This window comes from Acidovorax sp. Root275 (assembly GCF_001428965.1).
In the GTDB taxonomy this organism is placed as follows: Bacteria; Pseudomonadota; Gammaproteobacteria; order Burkholderiales; family Burkholderiaceae_C; genus Acidovorax; species Acidovorax radicis.
In genome coordinates this window covers 1,773,851-1,790,454 of the sequence record NZ_LMJH01000001.1, presented here as the reverse complement: position 1 = coordinate 1,790,454, position 16,604 = coordinate 1,773,851, and the positions used below count along the sequence as shown (strand labels likewise).

19 protein-coding genes are annotated in these 16,604 nt (G+C 63.5%); 7 read left to right on the top strand and 12 right to left on the bottom strand.

Features of this window, described 5'->3' with window-relative positions; translation table 11 throughout:
* Positions 1-99: 99 nt before the first annotated feature.
* The 3 genes from ASE52_RS07980 (at position 100) to rlmD (ending at position 2,561) form a co-directional block, all read left to right on the top strand.
* Positions 100-573, top strand: a complete 474-nt coding sequence (locus tag ASE52_RS07980) for an Lrp/AsnC ligand binding domain-containing protein (RefSeq protein ID WP_055398143.1) — start codon at positions 100-102, stop codon at positions 571-573.
* 112 nt (positions 574-685) lie between these two features.
* Positions 686-997: a hypothetical protein gene (locus ASE52_RS07975; protein WP_010458084.1), complete on the top strand. Its 312-nt coding sequence runs from the start codon at positions 686-688 to the stop codon at positions 995-997.
* Positions 998-1,097: 100 nt separating this feature from the next.
* Complete coding sequence (gene rlmD, locus ASE52_RS07970; RefSeq protein ID WP_010458086.1) at positions 1,098-2,561, top strand: 23S rRNA (uracil(1939)-C(5))-methyltransferase RlmD; 1,464 nt, start codon at positions 1,098-1,100, stop codon at positions 2,559-2,561.
* A 69-nt stretch (positions 2,562-2,630) separates the two neighbouring features.
* Here the strand turns inward: rlmD and ASE52_RS07965 are convergent, their stop codons facing one another.
* Both ASE52_RS07965 and ASE52_RS07960 read right to left on the bottom strand, forming a co-directional pair.
* Complete coding sequence (locus tag ASE52_RS07965; protein WP_010458088.1) at positions 2,631-3,005, bottom strand: hypothetical protein; 375 nt, start codon at positions 3,003-3,005, stop codon at positions 2,631-2,633.
* A gap of 115 nt (positions 3,006-3,120) precedes the next feature.
* Entirely contained in the window at positions 3,121-3,816 is a 696-nt protein-coding gene (locus ASE52_RS07960; protein WP_057225313.1) for a Bax inhibitor-1/YccA family protein, read from the bottom strand.
* 236 nt (positions 3,817-4,052) lie between these two features.
* Between ASE52_RS07960 and ASE52_RS07955 the strand changes: the two genes are divergently transcribed.
* Positions 4,053-4,460, top strand: a complete 408-nt coding sequence (locus ASE52_RS07955) for a heme-binding protein (protein WP_010458090.1) — start codon at positions 4,053-4,055, stop codon at positions 4,458-4,460.
* Positions 4,461-4,796: 336 nt separating this feature from the next.
* Here the strand turns inward: ASE52_RS07955 and ASE52_RS07950 are convergent, their stop codons facing one another.
* The 9 genes from ASE52_RS07950 to ASE52_RS07910 form a co-directional block, all read right to left on the bottom strand.
* Positions 4,797-5,021, bottom strand: a complete 225-nt coding sequence (locus tag ASE52_RS07950; RefSeq protein WP_010458185.1) for a hemin uptake protein HemP — start codon at positions 5,019-5,021, stop codon at positions 4,797-4,799.
* A 260-nt stretch (positions 5,022-5,281) separates the two neighbouring features.
* Positions 5,282-5,692, bottom strand: a complete 411-nt coding sequence (locus ASE52_RS07945; protein WP_010458183.1) for a biopolymer transporter ExbD — start codon at positions 5,690-5,692, stop codon at positions 5,282-5,284.
* Between the two features lie 3 nt (positions 5,693-5,695).
* Positions 5,696-6,415 (bottom strand): MotA/TolQ/ExbB proton channel family protein, encoded by a 720-nt coding sequence (locus ASE52_RS07940; RefSeq protein WP_010458181.1) that lies wholly within the window; start codon positions 6,413-6,415, stop codon positions 5,696-5,698.
* A 40-nt stretch (positions 6,416-6,455) separates the two neighbouring features.
* The gene (locus tag ASE52_RS07935) at positions 6,456-7,145 is read right to left on the bottom strand and encodes an energy transducer TonB (RefSeq protein ID WP_057224979.1); all 690 of its coding nucleotides are present in this window, start codon (positions 7,143-7,145) and stop codon (positions 6,456-6,458) included.
* A 98-nt stretch (positions 7,146-7,243) separates the two neighbouring features.
* On the bottom strand, positions 7,244-7,516 hold the full coding sequence (locus ASE52_RS07930; RefSeq protein WP_057224977.1) for a (2Fe-2S)-binding protein: 273 nt from the start codon (positions 7,514-7,516) through the stop codon (positions 7,244-7,246).
* A 117-nt stretch (positions 7,517-7,633) separates the two neighbouring features.
* Positions 7,634-8,767, bottom strand: a complete 1,134-nt coding sequence (locus tag ASE52_RS07925; RefSeq protein WP_057224975.1) for an alpha-hydroxy acid oxidase — start codon at positions 8,765-8,767, stop codon at positions 7,634-7,636.
* On the bottom strand, positions 8,764-9,447 hold the full coding sequence (locus tag ASE52_RS07920) for a Fe2+-dependent dioxygenase (RefSeq protein ID WP_057224973.1): 684 nt from the start codon (positions 9,445-9,447) through the stop codon (positions 8,764-8,766). Before ASE52_RS07920 ends, ASE52_RS07925 begins: the two co-directional genes overlap by 4 nt.
* Positions 9,448-9,522: 75 nt before the next feature.
* Complete coding sequence (locus ASE52_RS07915; protein WP_241776957.1) at positions 9,523-11,694, bottom strand: TonB-dependent siderophore receptor; 2,172 nt, start codon at positions 11,692-11,694, stop codon at positions 9,523-9,525.
* A gap of 350 nt (positions 11,695-12,044) precedes the next feature.
* A complete protein-coding gene (locus ASE52_RS07910) occupies positions 12,045-12,365 on the bottom strand; it encodes an SWIB/MDM2 domain-containing protein (protein WP_010458169.1) in 321 nt (106 codons plus the stop codon).
* A 311-nt stretch (positions 12,366-12,676) separates the two neighbouring features.
* Between ASE52_RS07910 and rraA the strand changes: the two genes are divergently transcribed.
* Entirely contained in the window at positions 12,677-13,192 is a 516-nt protein-coding gene (gene rraA, locus ASE52_RS07905; RefSeq protein ID WP_057224969.1) for a ribonuclease E activity regulator RraA, read from the top strand.
* A gap of 31 nt (positions 13,193-13,223) precedes the next feature.
* On the opposite strand, the gene ASE52_RS07900 is transcribed toward rraA, so the two are convergent.
* The gene (locus ASE52_RS07900; protein ID WP_277814400.1) at positions 13,224-14,186 is read right to left on the bottom strand and encodes a DMT family transporter; all 963 of its coding nucleotides are present in this window, start codon (positions 14,184-14,186) and stop codon (positions 13,224-13,226) included.
* Positions 14,187-14,237: 51 nt separating this feature from the next.
* On the opposite strand from ASE52_RS07900, the gene ASE52_RS07895 reads away from it, so the two are divergent.
* Together ASE52_RS07895 and aceA are read left to right on the top strand one after the other, a co-directional pair.
* A complete protein-coding gene (locus ASE52_RS07895; RefSeq protein WP_057225309.1) occupies positions 14,238-14,657 on the top strand; it encodes a gamma-glutamylcyclotransferase family protein in 420 nt (139 codons plus the stop codon).
* 260 nt (positions 14,658-14,917) lie between these two features.
* Entirely contained in the window at positions 14,918-16,249 is a 1,332-nt protein-coding gene (gene aceA, locus ASE52_RS07890) for an isocitrate lyase (protein ID WP_056171944.1), read from the top strand.
* Positions 16,250-16,604 lie beyond the last annotated feature (355 nt).

The following is a 16,604-nucleotide window of genomic DNA, read 5'->3' as shown; positions in this document are numbered from 1 at the left end:
GGAAGTGTTGGTTGGGCGCGTTATTGGCGATGATCCTTGGGTTGGTGATGAATAAATGGTCGAAAATTGGCACGGAAGCCGAATAAAACTCTAATCGACATGCAAACAGAACCCGATCTGGACCGGATTGACCGCAAGATACTGTCAATCCTGCAGGAGGACGGCCGCATTGCCAACCTCAAGTTGGCCGAGGCGGTGGCCCTGTCGCCCACGGCCGTGCTGGCGCGGGTGCAACGCCTCACGCGCGATGGCTTCATCCTGGGCTACGAGGCGCGGCTCAACCCGCTCAAGCTGGGTGCGGGCATGCTGGTGTTCGTGGAGGTGCTGCTGGACCGCACCACGCCCAACGTGTTCGACCAGTTCAAGGCCGCCGTACAGGTGCACCCCGAGATCATGGAGTGCCACATGGTGGCGGGCGGGTTTGACTACCTGCTCAAGACGCGATCGGCCGATATGAATGCCTACCGCGTGTTTGCGGGCAATGTGCTGTGGCAACTGCCCGGCGTGCGCGAGACGCGCACCTATGCGGTGATGGAGGAGGTCAAGCACACCAACCACCTACATCTGCGTTGAAAGCCAGGGGGGCGTGCAGCCGCACCGCAGCCTCCAGGCCACACCCACATTGGCTCGACCTGCCAAAGCCCGCATAATGCCCAGCAGACCTGCCAGATTGAGGAGAAGAACCATGATCCGCTTCCCATACGCTGCTGCTGCCCTGCTGGCAGCCGCCTTTTTCAGCCAGTCGGCCGCGGCCTCGTGCTACGTGGTCTACGGCCCCGACAAGGACATCGTGTACCGCGCGCCGGAGCCGCCGGTGGACATGTCCTACCAGATTCACCAGACCCTGCCTCTCGTTGCCCCGGGCTCCACGCTGGTGTTCTCGCCCGACAACCACAACTGCGACCTCCCCATCAACAAGCTGCCTCTGGCGTCTGCACAGGGGGCCACGGGCTCCATGGGCATGGGCGGCCGTCCTGCCCGCGCAGATCGCGGCTAAGAAGCGGCTCACGATCCCCTGCGCGATCGTGAGCAGGTTCTCAGGACCCCGGTGCGGCGGCCCCGGCGGAAGGGCGTCCCGGGCCTGAGACAATCGGGGGATGAGCGAACCGAAAGAACTATCCCCCGCGTTTGAACCGACCGAGCAGAATTCCCAGGGCGACCTGCCCGAGGGCTGGCTGCAGGTCCAGTCCATGGACCTGGATGCCCAGGGCGTCGCCCGCAAGCCCGACGGCAAGGTCATCTTCATCGACGGTGCCTTGCCCTTCGAGTTGGTTACCGCCAACACCCACCGCAAAAAGAACAACTGGGAGCAGGCCAGCCTGTTGGCGATCCACCGTGAATCGTCGCAGCGCGTGCGCCCTGGCTGCCCACACTTTGGCCTGCATGCCGGTGCGTGCGGTGGCTGCAAGATGCAGCATCTGCATGTCGGCGCCCAGGTGGCCGTCAAGCAGCGGGTACTCGAAGACAACCTCTGGCATCTGGGCAAGGTCAAGGCCCAGACCATGCTGCGCCCCATCGAAGGCCCGTCCTGGGGCTATCGCTACCGCGCCCGGCTGTCCGTGCGCCATGTGATCAAGAAGGGCCAGGTGCTGATCGGCTTTCATGAACGCAAAAGCCGCTATGTGGCAGACATGCAGCAGTGCCCCGTGTTGCCGCCCCATGTGGACGCCATGCTGATGCCCTTGCGGGCGCTGATTGCAGGCATGGACGCGCGCGACACCTGCCCACAGATCGAACTGGCCTGTGGCGACACTGTGACCGCCATGGTGCTGCGCCACCTGGAGCCGCTGAGCGCGGATGACCTCGCCCGGCTGCGCGCCTTTGCGGCCGAGCACCACGTGCAATGGTGGCTGCAGCCCAAGGGGCCGGACACCGTGAAGCTGCTGGACGAAGGCGGCGAGCAGCTGTCGTATGCACTGCCGGACTTCGGCATCACCATGCCCTTCAAGCCCACCGATTTCACGCAGGTGAACCCGCACATCAACCGCGTGCTGGTGTCGCGCGCGCTGCGCCTGCTGGATGTGCAGCCCCATGAGCGTGTGATCGACTGGTTCTGTGGCCTGGGCAACTTCACACTGCCGCTGGCCACGCAGGCCCGCGAGGTGCTGGGCATTGAGGGCAGCGAGGCGCTGGTGGCACGTTCGCGCGAAAACTATGCCTTGAATCAGGCCGTCGCGCATGACCATAAAGCGCTGGCAGCTACTGATTTTGTAGCGCGCAACCTGTTCGAGATGACCCCAGAGATGCTGGTGGCCGACGGATCTGCCGACAAATGGCTGGTGGACCCGCCCCGCGAAGGCGCATTCGCCCTGGCCAAGGCCCTTGCGGACATCGAGCAGGCGCGCATCGGTGCCGAGGGCGCAGGGCCATTGCCTGCTGGGGCCGAGGGCTGGACGCCCCCGAAACGCATCGTCTACGTGAGCTGCAACCCCGCCACGCTGGCCCGCGATGCCGGGCTGCTGGTCCACCTGGGGGGCTACCAGTGCACGGCGGCGGGCATGGTGAACATGTTCCCGCACACGGCCCACGTGGAGAGCATGGCGGTGTTCGAGCGCGTCTGAGCCCAAGGCGAGGGCAGGGCGGCCACTGTGCTGGCTGCCCCCTCAGATGCTGATGGCGGGATGGGGTTGTTAGCTGCGACTGCGGCTGGCAGCGGGGTCGCGGGGTTCGGTCTCGATGTCGCCGGACCGCTCTGTGCGTTCGGGCTTTTCCACCTTGCCGAGCACCGAAGGTGTGCCTTCCAGCTTGTTCTCGCGCATGTAGGCGTCCATGTCCTTCCACCCGGCAAACACCGAGGCCTTGGCGGCCTTGGGGTTCAGGGTGTAGCAGTCTTCCAGGCCCCGCAGTGCGTGGCGGCAGGCGCCGCCGATGGCCTTGGCTTCCTCCTCACGCTGGGCGACGCGCGGGTCCGGGCCCAGGCCGGGAATCTTGTCGCAGGCAGTCAGCAGCAGGATGCTGGAGAGAGCCAGCAGCCGCAATGCGGTGGAGGAAGGTTTGCGATACATGTACTTGCATTATCGGCACGCCGTGCGCGCTATTGAGGCCCGGGCGGCGCAAAGGTACAAGAAAAAAGGCTCCCGGAGGAGCCTTTGAGGATGGTCACACGCGAGTACGAGGGGATCAGTCCCGCTCGCCACCCATGATGCCCAGCAGGGCCAGCAGGCTCTGGAACACATTGAAGATGTCCAGGTACAGCGCCAGTGTGGCGCTGATGTAGTTGGTTTCGCCGCCGTCCAGGATCTGCTTCAGGTCATACAGCATGTAGGCGCTGAAGATGCCGATGGCAGCCACCGAGATCGCCATCATGCCGACCGAGGAGCCGACAAACACGTTGATGACGGCGCCGACCATGAGCACCAGTGCGCCCACCATCAGCCACTTGCCCATGCCCGACAGGTCGCGCTTGATCACGCTGGCCAGGCTGGCCATCACGAAGAACACGCCTGCGGTGCCGGCAAAGGCCGTCATGATGAGGTCGGTACCGTTCTTGAAGCCCAGCACCATGCCGATCAGGCGCGAGAGCATGAGGCCCATGAAGAACGTGAAGGCCAGCAGCACCGGCACGCCAGCGGCCGAGCGCTTGGTCTTTTCGATCGCGAACATGAAGGCGAATGCGCCGCCCAGGAAAACGATCAGGCCCACGCCGCCGCGCAGCGACTGGGTGATGCCCGTGGCCACGCCCACCCAGGCGCCGAGCACCGTGGGGATCATGCTCAGCGCGAGCAGCCAGTAAGTATTGCGAAGCACCTTGTGGCGCTCTTCCTGCGAGACGCCATAGCCCGCAGAGTGGCCCAGGGTGGTGACTTGGTCATTCATCTTGTGTCTCTCCTTGTTGGCCTGCACAACGCAGACACGACAAATTTTAGGTGGTGATGGTTTTTGGCCTTGCAATAACCGCTTTGGGTCACCTACTTTTGGTAAGGGTTCTTTCACCCTGGGTGGGGGTGAAGGGCCGCTGCGATGCCGCTATGCTTGCCGGTTCTGGTGCCGGGGGCGGCCTGCTGGCAACCCTTTCACCCTCCATTTCATTTCTTCCTTTTCCGGATTGCTCCATGAAAACCAAACCCGAACTCGAACTGGCCGACGTCAAGGCGGTGGCCGCTGCGGCCGAAGCCGAAGCCCTGAAGAACAACTGGGCGGTAACGATCGCCATCGTCGACGATGGTGGCCACCTGCTGTGGCTGCAGCGCCTGGATGGCGCCGCCGCCGTGTCCTCGCACATCGCCCCGTCCAAGGCCCGCACGGCTGCCCTGGGCCGCCGTGAGAGCAAGGTGTATGAGGACGTCGTCAACGGGGGCCGCACGTCCTTCCTGAGCGCGCCGGGCATCGACGGCCTGCTCGAAGGCGGTGTGCCGATCCTCAAGGACGGCCAGTGCCTGGGTGCCGTGGGCGTGAGTGGCGTGAAGTCGACCGAAGATGCGCAAATTGCCCGTGCCGGGATTGCAGCGCTCGGGCTTTGATGCACATGGGTTGTCGAGGGTGCTATTGAATTTATAGCTGCTGGCGTTTGTCCATCAAGCGCTAACCGCCAAAAATCTTCAAATTTTTACTCCAAACCTGCATCCCCAACAAAAAAACCGGCCCAGTGGCCGGTTTTTTTGTTGGGTTCGAAGCATCCTGGGGCGGGGAGAACTGGGCAGAAAAAAAGCCTGGCTACGCGGGCGAACCCGTTGGCTGGCAAAAACGACCCTTGCGAGCTTGTTGCAAGCCCGGGAGTCGCCCCACGATGAAACCTGTCTGGAGGGCCTGTGCTGGGCCTTTGCGTTCACCCGTTCACGCTGGAGGGAGAAACGCCGTTATTTGGTCAGGATCAGCTTGCCCAGCTTGGTGGCCTGCAGGCGGTAGACCGAACCGTTGTGGCTGATGGCGACCGCCTTCTGGCCTTGCAGCAAGGCACTGCTGTCCACGGCAGCAGCGCCAGCCTCTGCAAAAGGTACGGCCCCTTCGTGGCCGACCTGCGAGGCAGCCTTGTCGGCGGAAAGAGGACGCAGGAGCGAGGCGGCGGTCAGTGTGGCTTGCATGAAGATTTTTTCCTGTTGCGTTGCAGTGCGTTTTGTTAATGATAACGATTCGCAATTACAAGTCAAGCGGGTTTGATGTTTCTTTTTGTTGTTTTTTCTGGCCGGTCCGGGGGCGCTTTTCCGGGGGCCTTCAACACCGCTGCCCGGCCAGCAAAGCTGTACCGGGCAGCGGCTTGAACAGGCTGCCGGGCTGAGAGCCCGGCGGAGTAAGAGGCTGTTGGCGCATCGGGTGCGGCGGGCATGCCCACCGCACGCTCCGCTCAGGACTGGGGCTCGGTCACAAACCCGATCTTGCGCACACCTGCACGTTGCGCTGCGGCCATGGCCTGGGCCACGCGTTCGTAGCGCACTTCCTTGTCGCCGCGGATGTGCAGGTCAGGCTGGGGCTCCTTGGCGGCCTCGGCCTGCAGGCGGGGAAAGAGTTCTTCTTCCGTGACCTGCGATTCGTTCCAGAAATACTTGCCATCGGCCGACACCGACAGGCGCACGGTCTCGGGCTTGATGTTCTCGGGCTGGTTGGTGGCGCGGGGCAGGTCCACGTTGACCGAGTGCTTCATGACGGGCACGGTGATGATGAAGATGATGAGCAGCACCAGCATGACGTCCACGAGGGGCGTCATGTTGATTTCGTTCATCACGTCATCGGCGTCGTCTTGGGTTCCGAAGGCCATGGCTTAGCCACCTTTCTTCATGGGCAGGACCTTGCCTTGCTCGCCGGGCGCATTCACGCGGGCGCCGGTGACAAAGTAGGCGTGCAGGTCATGGGCGAAGCTGTTGAGGCCGCCCAGGATGGACTTATTGCCACGCACCAGCGCGTTGTAGCCCAGCACCGCAGGGATGGCGACCGCCAGGCCCAGGGCCGTCATGATCAGCGCCTCGCCGATGGGGCCGGCCACCTTGTCGATGGTGGACTGGCCCGAAGTGCCAATGGCCAGCAGTGCGTGGTAGATGCCCCAGACGGTGCCGAACAGGCCAATGAAGGGGGCGGTGGAACCCACCGAGGCCAGGATGGCCAGGCCGGACTGCAGGCGCGACGTGAATTCGTCGATGCAGTTGCGCAGGCAGCGGGTGACCCAGTCGCTCACGTCCAGGCTGTCGTGCAAGTGCGCCTTGGTGTTGCGGTGGTGGGCCGTGGCCTCACGGCCTTCCAGCGCCAGGTGGCGGAAGGGGTTGGTCGGGTCGGCGCCCAGCTTGGTCAGGCCAGCGGCGAAGTCTTCGCTGTGCCAGAAGTCCTGGGCAGCCCGGGTGTGCTTCTTGAACTTGATGATGTCCAGGGCCTTGATGAGGATGACGATCCACGAGGCCAGCGACATGGCCAGCAGCAGGATGGCGACGGCGCGGGTGACAAAGTCGCCCTGGATCCAGACGTTGGCGATGCCGAATTGCGATTCCATGAGAAAAACTCCCTAAAGCGGTAATTGGTGGTGAATTTGGTTATTCGAGAACGAAGTTGACAGGGACCAGGTTCCACATGGTCTCGGGCACGCCGTTGCGTTTGCCGGGCACGAAGCGCCAGCGCATGACGGCTTCCTGGGCCTGTCGGTCCAGGCGGTCGAAGCCGCTGGACTTGCTGATTTCCACCTTCTGCGGGGTACCGTCGATGCCGATCAGCACGCGCAGCATCACCTTGCCCTGCTCGCCCATGCGTTTGCTGATGGCGGGGTAGCTGGGTTTGGGGTTGTTCAGGTAAGCGGCGTCGCTGGACGGCAGCTCGATCTTGGGGGGGGCGGGCGGAGCCGGGGGCGCCGGGGCTGGCGCGGGCGGAGCCATGGGCGCCTCGATGGGGGGCGCAGGCGGCTGGGGTGTGGTGATGCCCGTGGGGGCATTGGGTGCGGGGGTGGGGTCTGCAATGGCCACCGGCATGGGCGCGGGGCGCGGAGCCACCTTGGGGGCGGGCTTGGGCGGCGGCGGGGGGGCAGGCGGCGGGGGCGTGATCTTGGGTGCGGCGGGTGGCGCAATGAACTCCGTCAGCAGTTCCGCCGGCACGATGATCTCGGCGGCCTTGCGCAGCAGGCCGGACTGCAGGGCCCAAAGGCCCGCAACATGCAGAGCGACGACAGAGCCCACGATCACGGTGTTGCGGCTGAACCCCCCGGGGGTGGCAAAACGATCTGGGTGAGACATAAAAATGATAGCGGCTAGCGCTTGTACATCAAGCGCTAGCGCCCTAAAAGACCTCGATTATTTGCGAAAAATCCACCAGGCCGAGCCTGCGACGAGGATCAGGCTGCCTGCGAGTGTAGAGAGGAGTTCCATGACTTGCTTTCCAGGATGGAGCTGGCAAGCTGGATCGTTTTCGGCGCTGCCTCATTGTGCAGGGCGGCCACCGGATTCGATGCATTGCACTGCGCCACGACATCGCGGGCACAACTTTCGCAGCACCCGCATTGGGTGGCCACGCCCAGTTCGAACTGGATTTCGTCAAAGCTCATGCCTGCACGTGCGTGGCGGGCAATCTCACGGTCGGAAATCCGGCGGCAAACACAGACGATCATGGCGGCAGGCAGTGTGGCTGGCTGTTGAAGGTGTCTGCATTATAAATACGAATCTATCGCATTTGCAATAAATCATTTCCCGCAACGGGGACAAAGCGCCAGATCGCCGGAAAGTCGTCAACGCCGCACCAGCAGCGCGGGGGAGGCGTCGGCCAAGGTGGCACAGCCGGTGAGCGCCATCGCGATCTCCAGTTCATCGCGCAACAGCCGCAACACGTGGGCCACGCCGGCAGCCCCGGCATTGGCCAGGCCGTGGACGGCGGGGCGCCCCACCAGCACGGCACTGGCCCCCAGCGCCATCGCCTTGAGCACGTCGGTGCCACGCCGGATGCCCCCGTCCGCCAGCACCGGCATCGTTGGGTGAACGGCGCGGACCGCCTCGACCACCTGCGGCAGCTGGGTGGCGGTGGCGGGCGTGGTGTCCAGCGTGCGCCCACCGTGGTTGGAGACGATGATTCCTGCCACGCCCAGGCTGGCGGCCTCACGGGCGTCGTCGGGGTGCAGCACCCCTTTGAGCAGCACAGGCAGCCGGGTGATGGACTGCAGCCACTGCACATCGGCCCAGGTGGGGGCGTGCTGCAGCAAGTCATCGAACAGTGCGCTCTGGCCGGGGGCGAGCGGGACTTCCAGCGGGGGCAGCATGCCCAGCAGGTTGGCGGCGCTGATGCCAGCCGGCAGGCGGAACCCGGCCCGCCGTTCGCGGTCGCGTGCCCCGTGGCAGGGCGCGTCCACCGTCAGCACCAGGGCTTCGTAGCCCGCGCGTTCGACCCGTTCGACCAGTTCACGGGTGAAATCGCGGTCGTGCTGCAGGTACAGCTGGAACCACAACGGCCCCCGCCCCGCATCGTCCCGGATGGCACTGGCCACCGCCTCCAGCCGGGTGCTCGCCTGGGTGCTCAGCACCATGCCCGCGCCCAAGGCGGCGGCGGCATAGGCTGCGCCCAGTTCGCCGTCGGGGTGGGCCATGCGCTGGTAGGCCACAGGGGCCAGCAGGATGGGGTGGGCCAGCGTGCGGCCCAGCAGTTCCACGCGTGTGTGCCCGCCCGCCAGGGGCCGCAGCACGCGGGGCAGCAAGCCGATCTGGTCCCAGGCCCGGCGGTTGGCAGCCAGGGTGATCTCGTCGGCCGCGGCTCCGTTGAAGTAGGCCCAGGCCCCGGGCTCCAGGTGGGTGGCGGCATGGGCCTCGTGGTCTGCCAGGTTCACGATGCCGGGCGGCAGCGCGGTGCGGGGATCGGCGGGAGGCTGGCTCACGTATCCGCCCACATGCGCAACAGGTTGTGGTAGGTGCCCGTGAGCGCCACGGTCTCAGGCGACTCGCCGTGCTGCTGGCGCAGGCGCAGCAGGGCCATGTCCATGTTGTAGAGCAGGCGCCGCTGCTCGTCGCTGCGCACCATGCTTTCGATCCAGAAGAAGCAGGCCATGCGGTGCCCGCGGGTCACGGGGCTGACCTGGTGCACGCTGGTGCCGGGGTAGATCACTGCGTGGCCTGCCGGCAGCTTGACACGCTGCTCGCCAAACGTGTCGTCGATGCACAGCTCGCCGCCGTCGTATTCGTCGGGCTCCGACAGGAACACCGTGCACGAGATGTCGGTGCGCAGGCGTTCACGCCGGTCGGCCATCTGGCGAACGGCGCTGTCCACATGGTCGCCGTAGTGGTTGGCTCCGCCGCCGTAGCGGTTGATGCGCGGGGGAAACACGCGCTTGGGCAGGGTAGCGGTCAGGAACAGCGCACTGCGGTCCAGCGACGCCATCACCAGGGCTGAAATGCGCTGCGCGGCCTCGCAGTCGCGTGGCAGTTGTTCATTGTTCTTGGCCTGGCGCGCCTGTGTGCCCGCGCTGTCCTTGCCGTCGGCCCAAGGGGCATTGCGCAGCAGCTGGCGGGCGGTCTGCAGGTCGTGGGGCGAGAGAAGATCGGGGAGCGTGAGCAGCATGGCGTGGGTTGTAAAGCAAAAAAGCCGCCCCGGTAAGGGGGCGGCAAATACCTTGAAGAAACGTTGTGACGCAGATCAGAATTTCATGCTGGCCGTGACCTGGAAGATGCGGCCTGCGCCGGGCACGTAGTGGCCGCTGTAGATCGAGTCGGCGTACAGCTTGTTCGTCACGTTGCTCAGGTTGGCCTTGATCGTGTAGCGCTCGTTGATGGCATATTCGGCCATCAGGTCGGCGGTCACGTAGCCAGGCACTTCCCAGCCGGGGTTGCGGTTGGGGGTTTGCGAGCTGCGGAAGTTCAGGCCGCCACCCACACGCAGTTCAGGTGTGATCTGGTAGGTGGTCCACACCGTGCCGCTGTGGCGGGGCGTGAGCGATGGACGGCTGCCCTGGCCTTCGGCGCCTTCAGCTCCGATGTCGATCTTGGCGCTGGGCATCCACATGTACGAACCGTAGACCTCCCACTTGGAGGTCAGGCGACCCGTAATGTCGATCTCGGCGCCGGCAGCGTGGCGCTTGCCCGACAGCACGGCGATATTCAGGTCGGGATCGGTGTTGCGCTCGCGGTACTTGGTGGAGTGGAACACGGCCAGGCGCGTGGTGAAGCGCTTGTCGGCCGAGTCGAGCTTGGCACCGATCTCGATGTTGCGGCTGGCTTCGGGGGGCGTGTTCACCGTCGCGGCGCTGTACGAATACGTGTCGCCCGAGGTGTTGAACGAGGTGCCGTACGAGAAGTGGTACGACTGCAGATCGTTGGGCTGGTACAGCACGCCCGCACGCTTGCTCCACTCGGAAATCTTCTGGCGGTAGCTGGTGGTAGTGACAGGGCCTGGGGCTGCAGCAGGGATGCCAAACGTGTTGTAGCTGCCATCCATGTTGTCGTAGCGCAGGCCGGCCAGCAGCTTCCAGTGGGGAGCGATCTGGATCAGGTCCTGGGCATAGAAGCCGTAGCCCTTGGCATCGAAGTCGCTCGACGTGCGCAGCACGCGGCGTGTTTCGTCCACGCCGACGCCATCGTTGGGCGTGGCCACGGTGGTGGGGGGCTTGACCAGGTCCACGCCACCTTGCGCGGCGTTGCGTGCGGCGTACACGGTCTTCTTCTCGTGCGCGAAGTCGGCGCCTGCCAGCAATTCGTGTTTGTAGCCCAGTGCTTCGAACTTCTTGCTGAAGTCGCTTTGCAGGTGCACGGTGTCCATGTTCTGGATCTTGAGCTGCGTGCCGCGCGTCAGGCGCGTGGCGGGGCCGAAGCTGTCCAGCGTTGCGGCGATGCCGCCCGGCTGTTGGGCCGCGGCGGCCAGACGCACGGTGCCGGCGCGCTGGTCGCGCTCGAAGCGGCCGAAACGCACCTGGGTCTTGAGCTCCGATTCGCCGTCAAAGCGGTGGATGTGGCCCAGCGTGGCAAAGCTTGCGCTGCCTGCGTTGTAGTCGCTGGCGGCGCCGTAGTAGTTCTTGGGGTCCAGCGGCAGCAGCGTAGTGTCGCTGACGGGCGAGTTGGCGCTGCGGCGGATCCAGGGCATGCCGTAGTTCATGCCGTTCTTGTTGTCCAGGTGGTACAGGCTCACGGCGAACTCGTCGCGCGTGCCGATGCCAAAGGCGTAGGTGCCTGCAATGCCCTTCTTCTCAAGGCTGCTGCCCGAGCCATTGTTGTCGGCCGTGGTGCTCATCGCGTTCAGGCGCAGGGCGGCGTTTTCACCCGTGAGGATGTTGAAGTCGCCCGTGATGCGGCGGTACTGGTGGCTGCCCAGGGTCAGGTCCACCTGGTGCGAATCGATGAGGCGGGGGGCCTTGCTGACCTGGTTCACAGCGCCGCCGGTGGAGCCGCGCCCAAACAGCATGGAGGCGGATCCGCGCAGCAGCTCGACGCGGTCCAGGTTGAAGGTGTCGCGGTCATAGAACGCGGGGTCGCGCATGCCGTCGATGAACATGTCGCCCGTGCTTTGCAGCGCAAAGCCGCGCAGGCGGATGTCTTCCTCGCCGCCCTCGGCCGCCAGAAAAGTGATGCCGGCGGTGTTCTTCAGGGCTTCCTTGACGGTGTCGAGGTTACGGTCGTCGATGAGGCGCTCGGTGACCACCGTGATCGACTGCGGAATATCACGCAGCTGCTGCTTGCCCTTGCCAATGGTGGTCTCGGTGGCACGCACGCTGTCTTTGCCCTCAGGGGCTTCGGCCCGTTCCTTGACCACGACGGGGGCCAGTGTTTTCTCTGGTGTGGTGGTTTGTGCCATGGCGCCCACGGAGGCGGCCAGCATCAGCGCGCCCAGCGGAAGCAGTGCCTTGTCGGAGGACAAGCCGCGCGATGTGGTGGACACGGGGGAGGGAGAGGATTGTTGTGGGCGCAGCACGGAGCTGCGGCGCTGAGCGCGTGTTTTTGCCAAGATGGCCTCCGTCGATGGGGAATGGGTGCAGGTGGCGCGTGGGGCGCTGATTGCAGACGAAAGGCAGTGGCTAGATCAACATGGCTGTGCTTCGACTTGCTTCTTTATGTTACATCAAATGCGGGTCATTCTCATTTGCATTGATGCCAATACGCCACAGTTTGCCGGAGTCCAGACGGAAAAAAGCCGGCTGGGCCGGCTTCTTTGTGCACCAGGGTGCGTGTTTACTTGACGTGCTTGCCGATCAGGCCAGCCAGTTCAAACATCGAGACCTGGGGCTTGCCGAACAGCTCCTTGAGCTTGGCGTCAGCGTTGATGTTGCGCTTGTTGGCAGCGTCTTGCAGGTTGTTGGCCTTGATGTAGACCCACAGCTTGCTGATGATCTCCGTGCGTGGCAGCGGTGCCGAGCCCACCACGGCGGCCAGCGCGGGGCTGGGCGTGAGTGCTTTCATGAAAGCAGCGTTGGGGGTGCGCTTCTTGGCGGGGGCAGCAGCCGTCTTGGCTGCGGGGGCTGTTTTTGCCGGAGCTTTTTTTGCAGTTGCCATGTTGGGTTTTCCTTGTTGGAAGTAAATTTTCACCAGCGAAAACTAGGCTTTCCCACTGGCAGGCTGATGCTACTGGGAAAAAAACGCGTTTCCAAGGGAGAAACGGCTTTTTTTGCCTCGATTTGTAGCGGTGGTGCCGCGTGCAGGCCAATAAGTCGCCCACGCGGCGCTTCCGCCTTGACAAAGCCGCCTGCGCCGGCCGCGTTTTCCAGTCCGCCCCCTGGGGCTGTATGACAATGCGGGGCAACCTGTCCGGCGCTGTGCGCCCGCTGCGTTCCCGTTGTTCACTTCGTCCGAAAGGCCTTCCAAAAATGACTGCTGCACCTTCTGCCGCCCCCTTTAGTACCTGCGATTTTTGCGATGTGCACAAGGGCGACATGACCGGGGCTTTTCGCGTTCTGCCCCCCGTTTTTCAGAGTTTTGGCGGCGTGGCCGCGTTTGCAGGCCCGGTAAGCACCGTCAAGTGCCATGAGGACAACACGCAGGTCAAGGCTGCGGTGGAGTCGCCGGGAGAGGGCCGCGTTCTGGTGGTGGATGGTGGCGGATCGCTGCGCCGGGCGCTTGTGGGGGGCAATCTGGCGGCTACCGCTGCGCTCAATGGCTGGGCCGGTGTGGTGGTGGACGGCTGCGTGCGTGACGTGGCCGAGTTGAACGCGGCGGCCGTTGGCATTCGTGCACTGGCGCTGATTCCCTTGCCGACCGAGCGCCGGGGGGAAGGACAGCGCGATGTTGCTGTGCAGATCCAGGGGGTCTGGGTGCGGCCGGGCGACTGGTTGTATGCCGATGCGGATGGCATCGTCGTCAGCGCGCGCCCGTTGGCTGCGTAGCCGTTGGGGCTGGGTGGCTGGTGGGCCCCCATCAGCCTGCGCGGCCGCCATGCCGACCCACACGCAGGGCGGCGCGTGAGGGCAGGGTGGCCAGCAGCATGCTGGCCAGCGCGATGGCAAACGCCGCCCATTGCCAGCGGGTCAGTGATTCACCCAGCACCAGCACGCCTACCAAGGCAGCACTCACTGGCAGCATGACCGAGAAGACGCCACCCTGCGCAGCTGGCACGGCCTTGAGCCCGGTCATCCAGAGCCACACCGTCCACACGCAGGCCGCCAGCGCGTAGAACACCAGCAACGTCCAGATGCCCCAGCCCACGGCGGCAAAGTCGAAATGCCAGGCTGCGTACAGCCCGAACGGCGTGGACAGCACAAAGCCCCACAGGTTGATGAGCGAGGAGATGCGCTTGGGGCCCAGGCTGCCCGTGAGCTTCTTGCCGATCACCGTATAGGCCGCCTCGCACACCACCGCGCCCAGCAGCAGCCAAGGCCCCAGCCAGGCAAGGTTTTGAGAATTTTTAGTGCCTAGCGCTTGTCCAGTAAGCGCTGAATGCTCTTGTTTTGATAGCGAAAACAAGGCAATTCCCGCCACGGCACAGGCCACGGCCGCCCAGGTGCGTGGTGCGACGCGTTCCCGCAGAAAAGCCCAGCCCATCACCGCCACTGCGGCGGGAATCGCAGCCAGGGTCACGCCGGCCGAGACGGCATCGGTCAGACTCACGCCGTAGATCATGCAGATGGTGAACAGGAAATTGCCCAGGAACGATTGCAGAAACAGCAGTCGCCGGGTTTGTGGGGTGAGTGGGGGCTCGTCCACAGGCTTCCTGAGCCAATGCAGCATGGCCACACCGCCAATGCCAAAGCGCATCCATGCGAGCAGGAATACCGGCAGGACGGCGGCCAGGGGTTTGGACAGCGCCACGTAGCTGCCCACCAGCGCCATGCTGAGGGCCAGGCACAGATACGCGAAAGGTCGGCTGGGGATGGTGTTCACTAGACTGGAGATTGCCAAGAACCTGTTTTATGCCAAAAAGAGGTGCGCATCATGCCCGACGAAATCCTGCCCGCTGCCTCCCTGCGCTGTGTCTTTGTCTATGGCACGCTGCGGCGCGGCGGATCCAATGACATCACCCGCCTTCGCCCGGCGCCCCGGTTCCTGGGCACCGCCCAAGTGGAGGGGGTGCTCTACCACCTGGGAGCCTATCCGGGCATGGCGCTGGGCGGGCCTTTGTGGGTTCAGGGCGAGGTGTATGCCATTGAGCCTGCACTGGAGAGCGTTCTGGACGAGATCGAGGACCTGGGCGCCAATCCCAGCGACGAGTATGTGAAGCGCGACATCGTGGTCGATGTAGGCGGGCGAGCCGTGTCCTGCCTGGTCTATGAGATCAATCCCCGATATGTAGTCTCTGCGCCGCGCATTCCCGAGGGGGACTGGCTGAAGGCCCCGCGTTTGGGCACTCTGTGACGCCATAGATTTTTTGTAATGCAAAAACTGGATTTCGTAATGCAGAATACGATAGATGTTGCATTGCCGCAATTTTTCTTGATATGAGAAATCAATTTCTGTATTGAGAAATGGTGTGGTTAAGTTGTTGTTTTTCAAGGAGAAAATTTATCTCTTGTATAAGACATAAGAGCTTGCTCAAGTCTTATAGAAGACTTAAAGTTATCTCCAAGGGCAGCACAAGCAGCCCGGCGTTTTCAACCAACCTCTGGAGTGATCTCATGCCCCAATCCCTCAACGAACAACTGAGCCGCGAACAGCAAATTGCCGCCCTGGAAAAAGACTGGGCCCAGAACCCCCGCTGGAAGGGCGTGAAGCGCGGCTACTCCGCCGCCGATGTGGTGCGCCTGCGCGGCTCGCTGCCTATCGAGCACACGCTGGCCAAGCGCGGCGCTGAAAAGCTGTGGGACAAGATCAACGGCGGCGCCAAGAAGGGCTATGTGAACGCATTCGGCGCGATCTCCGCCGGCCAGGCCATGCAGCAGGCCAAGGCCGGTCTGGAAGCCGTGTACCTGTCGGGCTGGCAAGTGGCCGCTGACGGCAACACGTCCGAGACCATGTACCCCGACCAGTCGCTGTACGCCTACGACTCGGTGCCCACCATGGTTCGCCGCATCAACAACACCTTCAAGCGCGCCGACGAAATCCAGTGGGGCCGTGGCATCAACCCCGGCGACAAGGAATTCATCGACTACTTCCTGCCCATCGTGGCCGATGCAGAAGCCGGTTTCGGTGGTGTGCTGAACGCCTTCGAACTGATGAAGAACATGATCCAGTCGGGCGCTGCCGGCGTGCACTTCGAAGACCAACTCGCTGCCGTGAAGAAGTGCGGCCACATGGGCGGCAAGGTGCTGGTGCCTACGCAGGAAGCCTGCGAAAAGCTGATCTCCGCACGTTTTGCGGCCGACGTGATGGGCGTGTCCACCATCGTGCTGGCCCGTACCGATGCAGAAGCTGCCAACCTGATCACGTCTGACCACGATGCCAACGACAAGCCTTTCCTGACCGGCGAGCGCACGCAAGAAGGTTTCTACCGCGTCAAGAACGGCCTGGAACAAGCCATCAGCCGTGGCGTGGCCTACGCTCCCTACGCCGACCTGGTGTGGTGCGAAACCGGCGTGCCAGACATCGGCTTCGCCCGCGAATTCGCCCAGGCCGTGCACGCCGCCTGCCCCGGCAAGCTGCTGTCGTACAACTGCTCGCCATCGTTCAACTGGAAGAAGAACCTCAACGACAGCCAGATCGCTTCGTTCCAGGAAGACCTGTCGGCCCTGGGCTACAAGTACCAGTTCATCACGCTGGCCGGCATCCACATCAACTGGTTCAATACGTTCCAGTTCGCCCATGCATACGCCAACGGCGAAGGCATGAAGCACTACGTGAACATGGTGCAAGAGCCAGAATTCGCAGCACGCGACAAGGGCTACACGTTCGTGTCGCACCAACAGGAAGTGGGCGCAGGCTACTTCGACGACGTGACCACGGTGATCCAGGGCGGCTCGTCCTCTGTGAAGGCCCTGACGGGTTCGACCGAAGAAGAGCAGTTCCACTGAGATGGAGTGCCAACCCCTGCCTATCAGCGGGGTGTGAGAACAGGAAGCCCGGGCAACCCCCGGGCTTTTTTGTTGTAAAACAATGCCACCAAAAAATGCCAGCTGTTCCTGTGCGAATAGAGACTCCAACCGATGGGCTCTCCAAGGCTGATTGGACCTTCACTTGTCGTTCCCCATCTGGGTATTTGTATTGAGTCAAACCGATGTGGGGCACTACAAGAAGGGCCTTGTGAATGTGCGACTGTTTTACGCACGGCCACTTTTGATCGAAAGATGTGAGGATGAACTCAGGTGAGGCAATCGAAAAAGCGGAGATCCTGCGGAGGGATGGTTGTGTTGTATTGCCCGCTTTGTA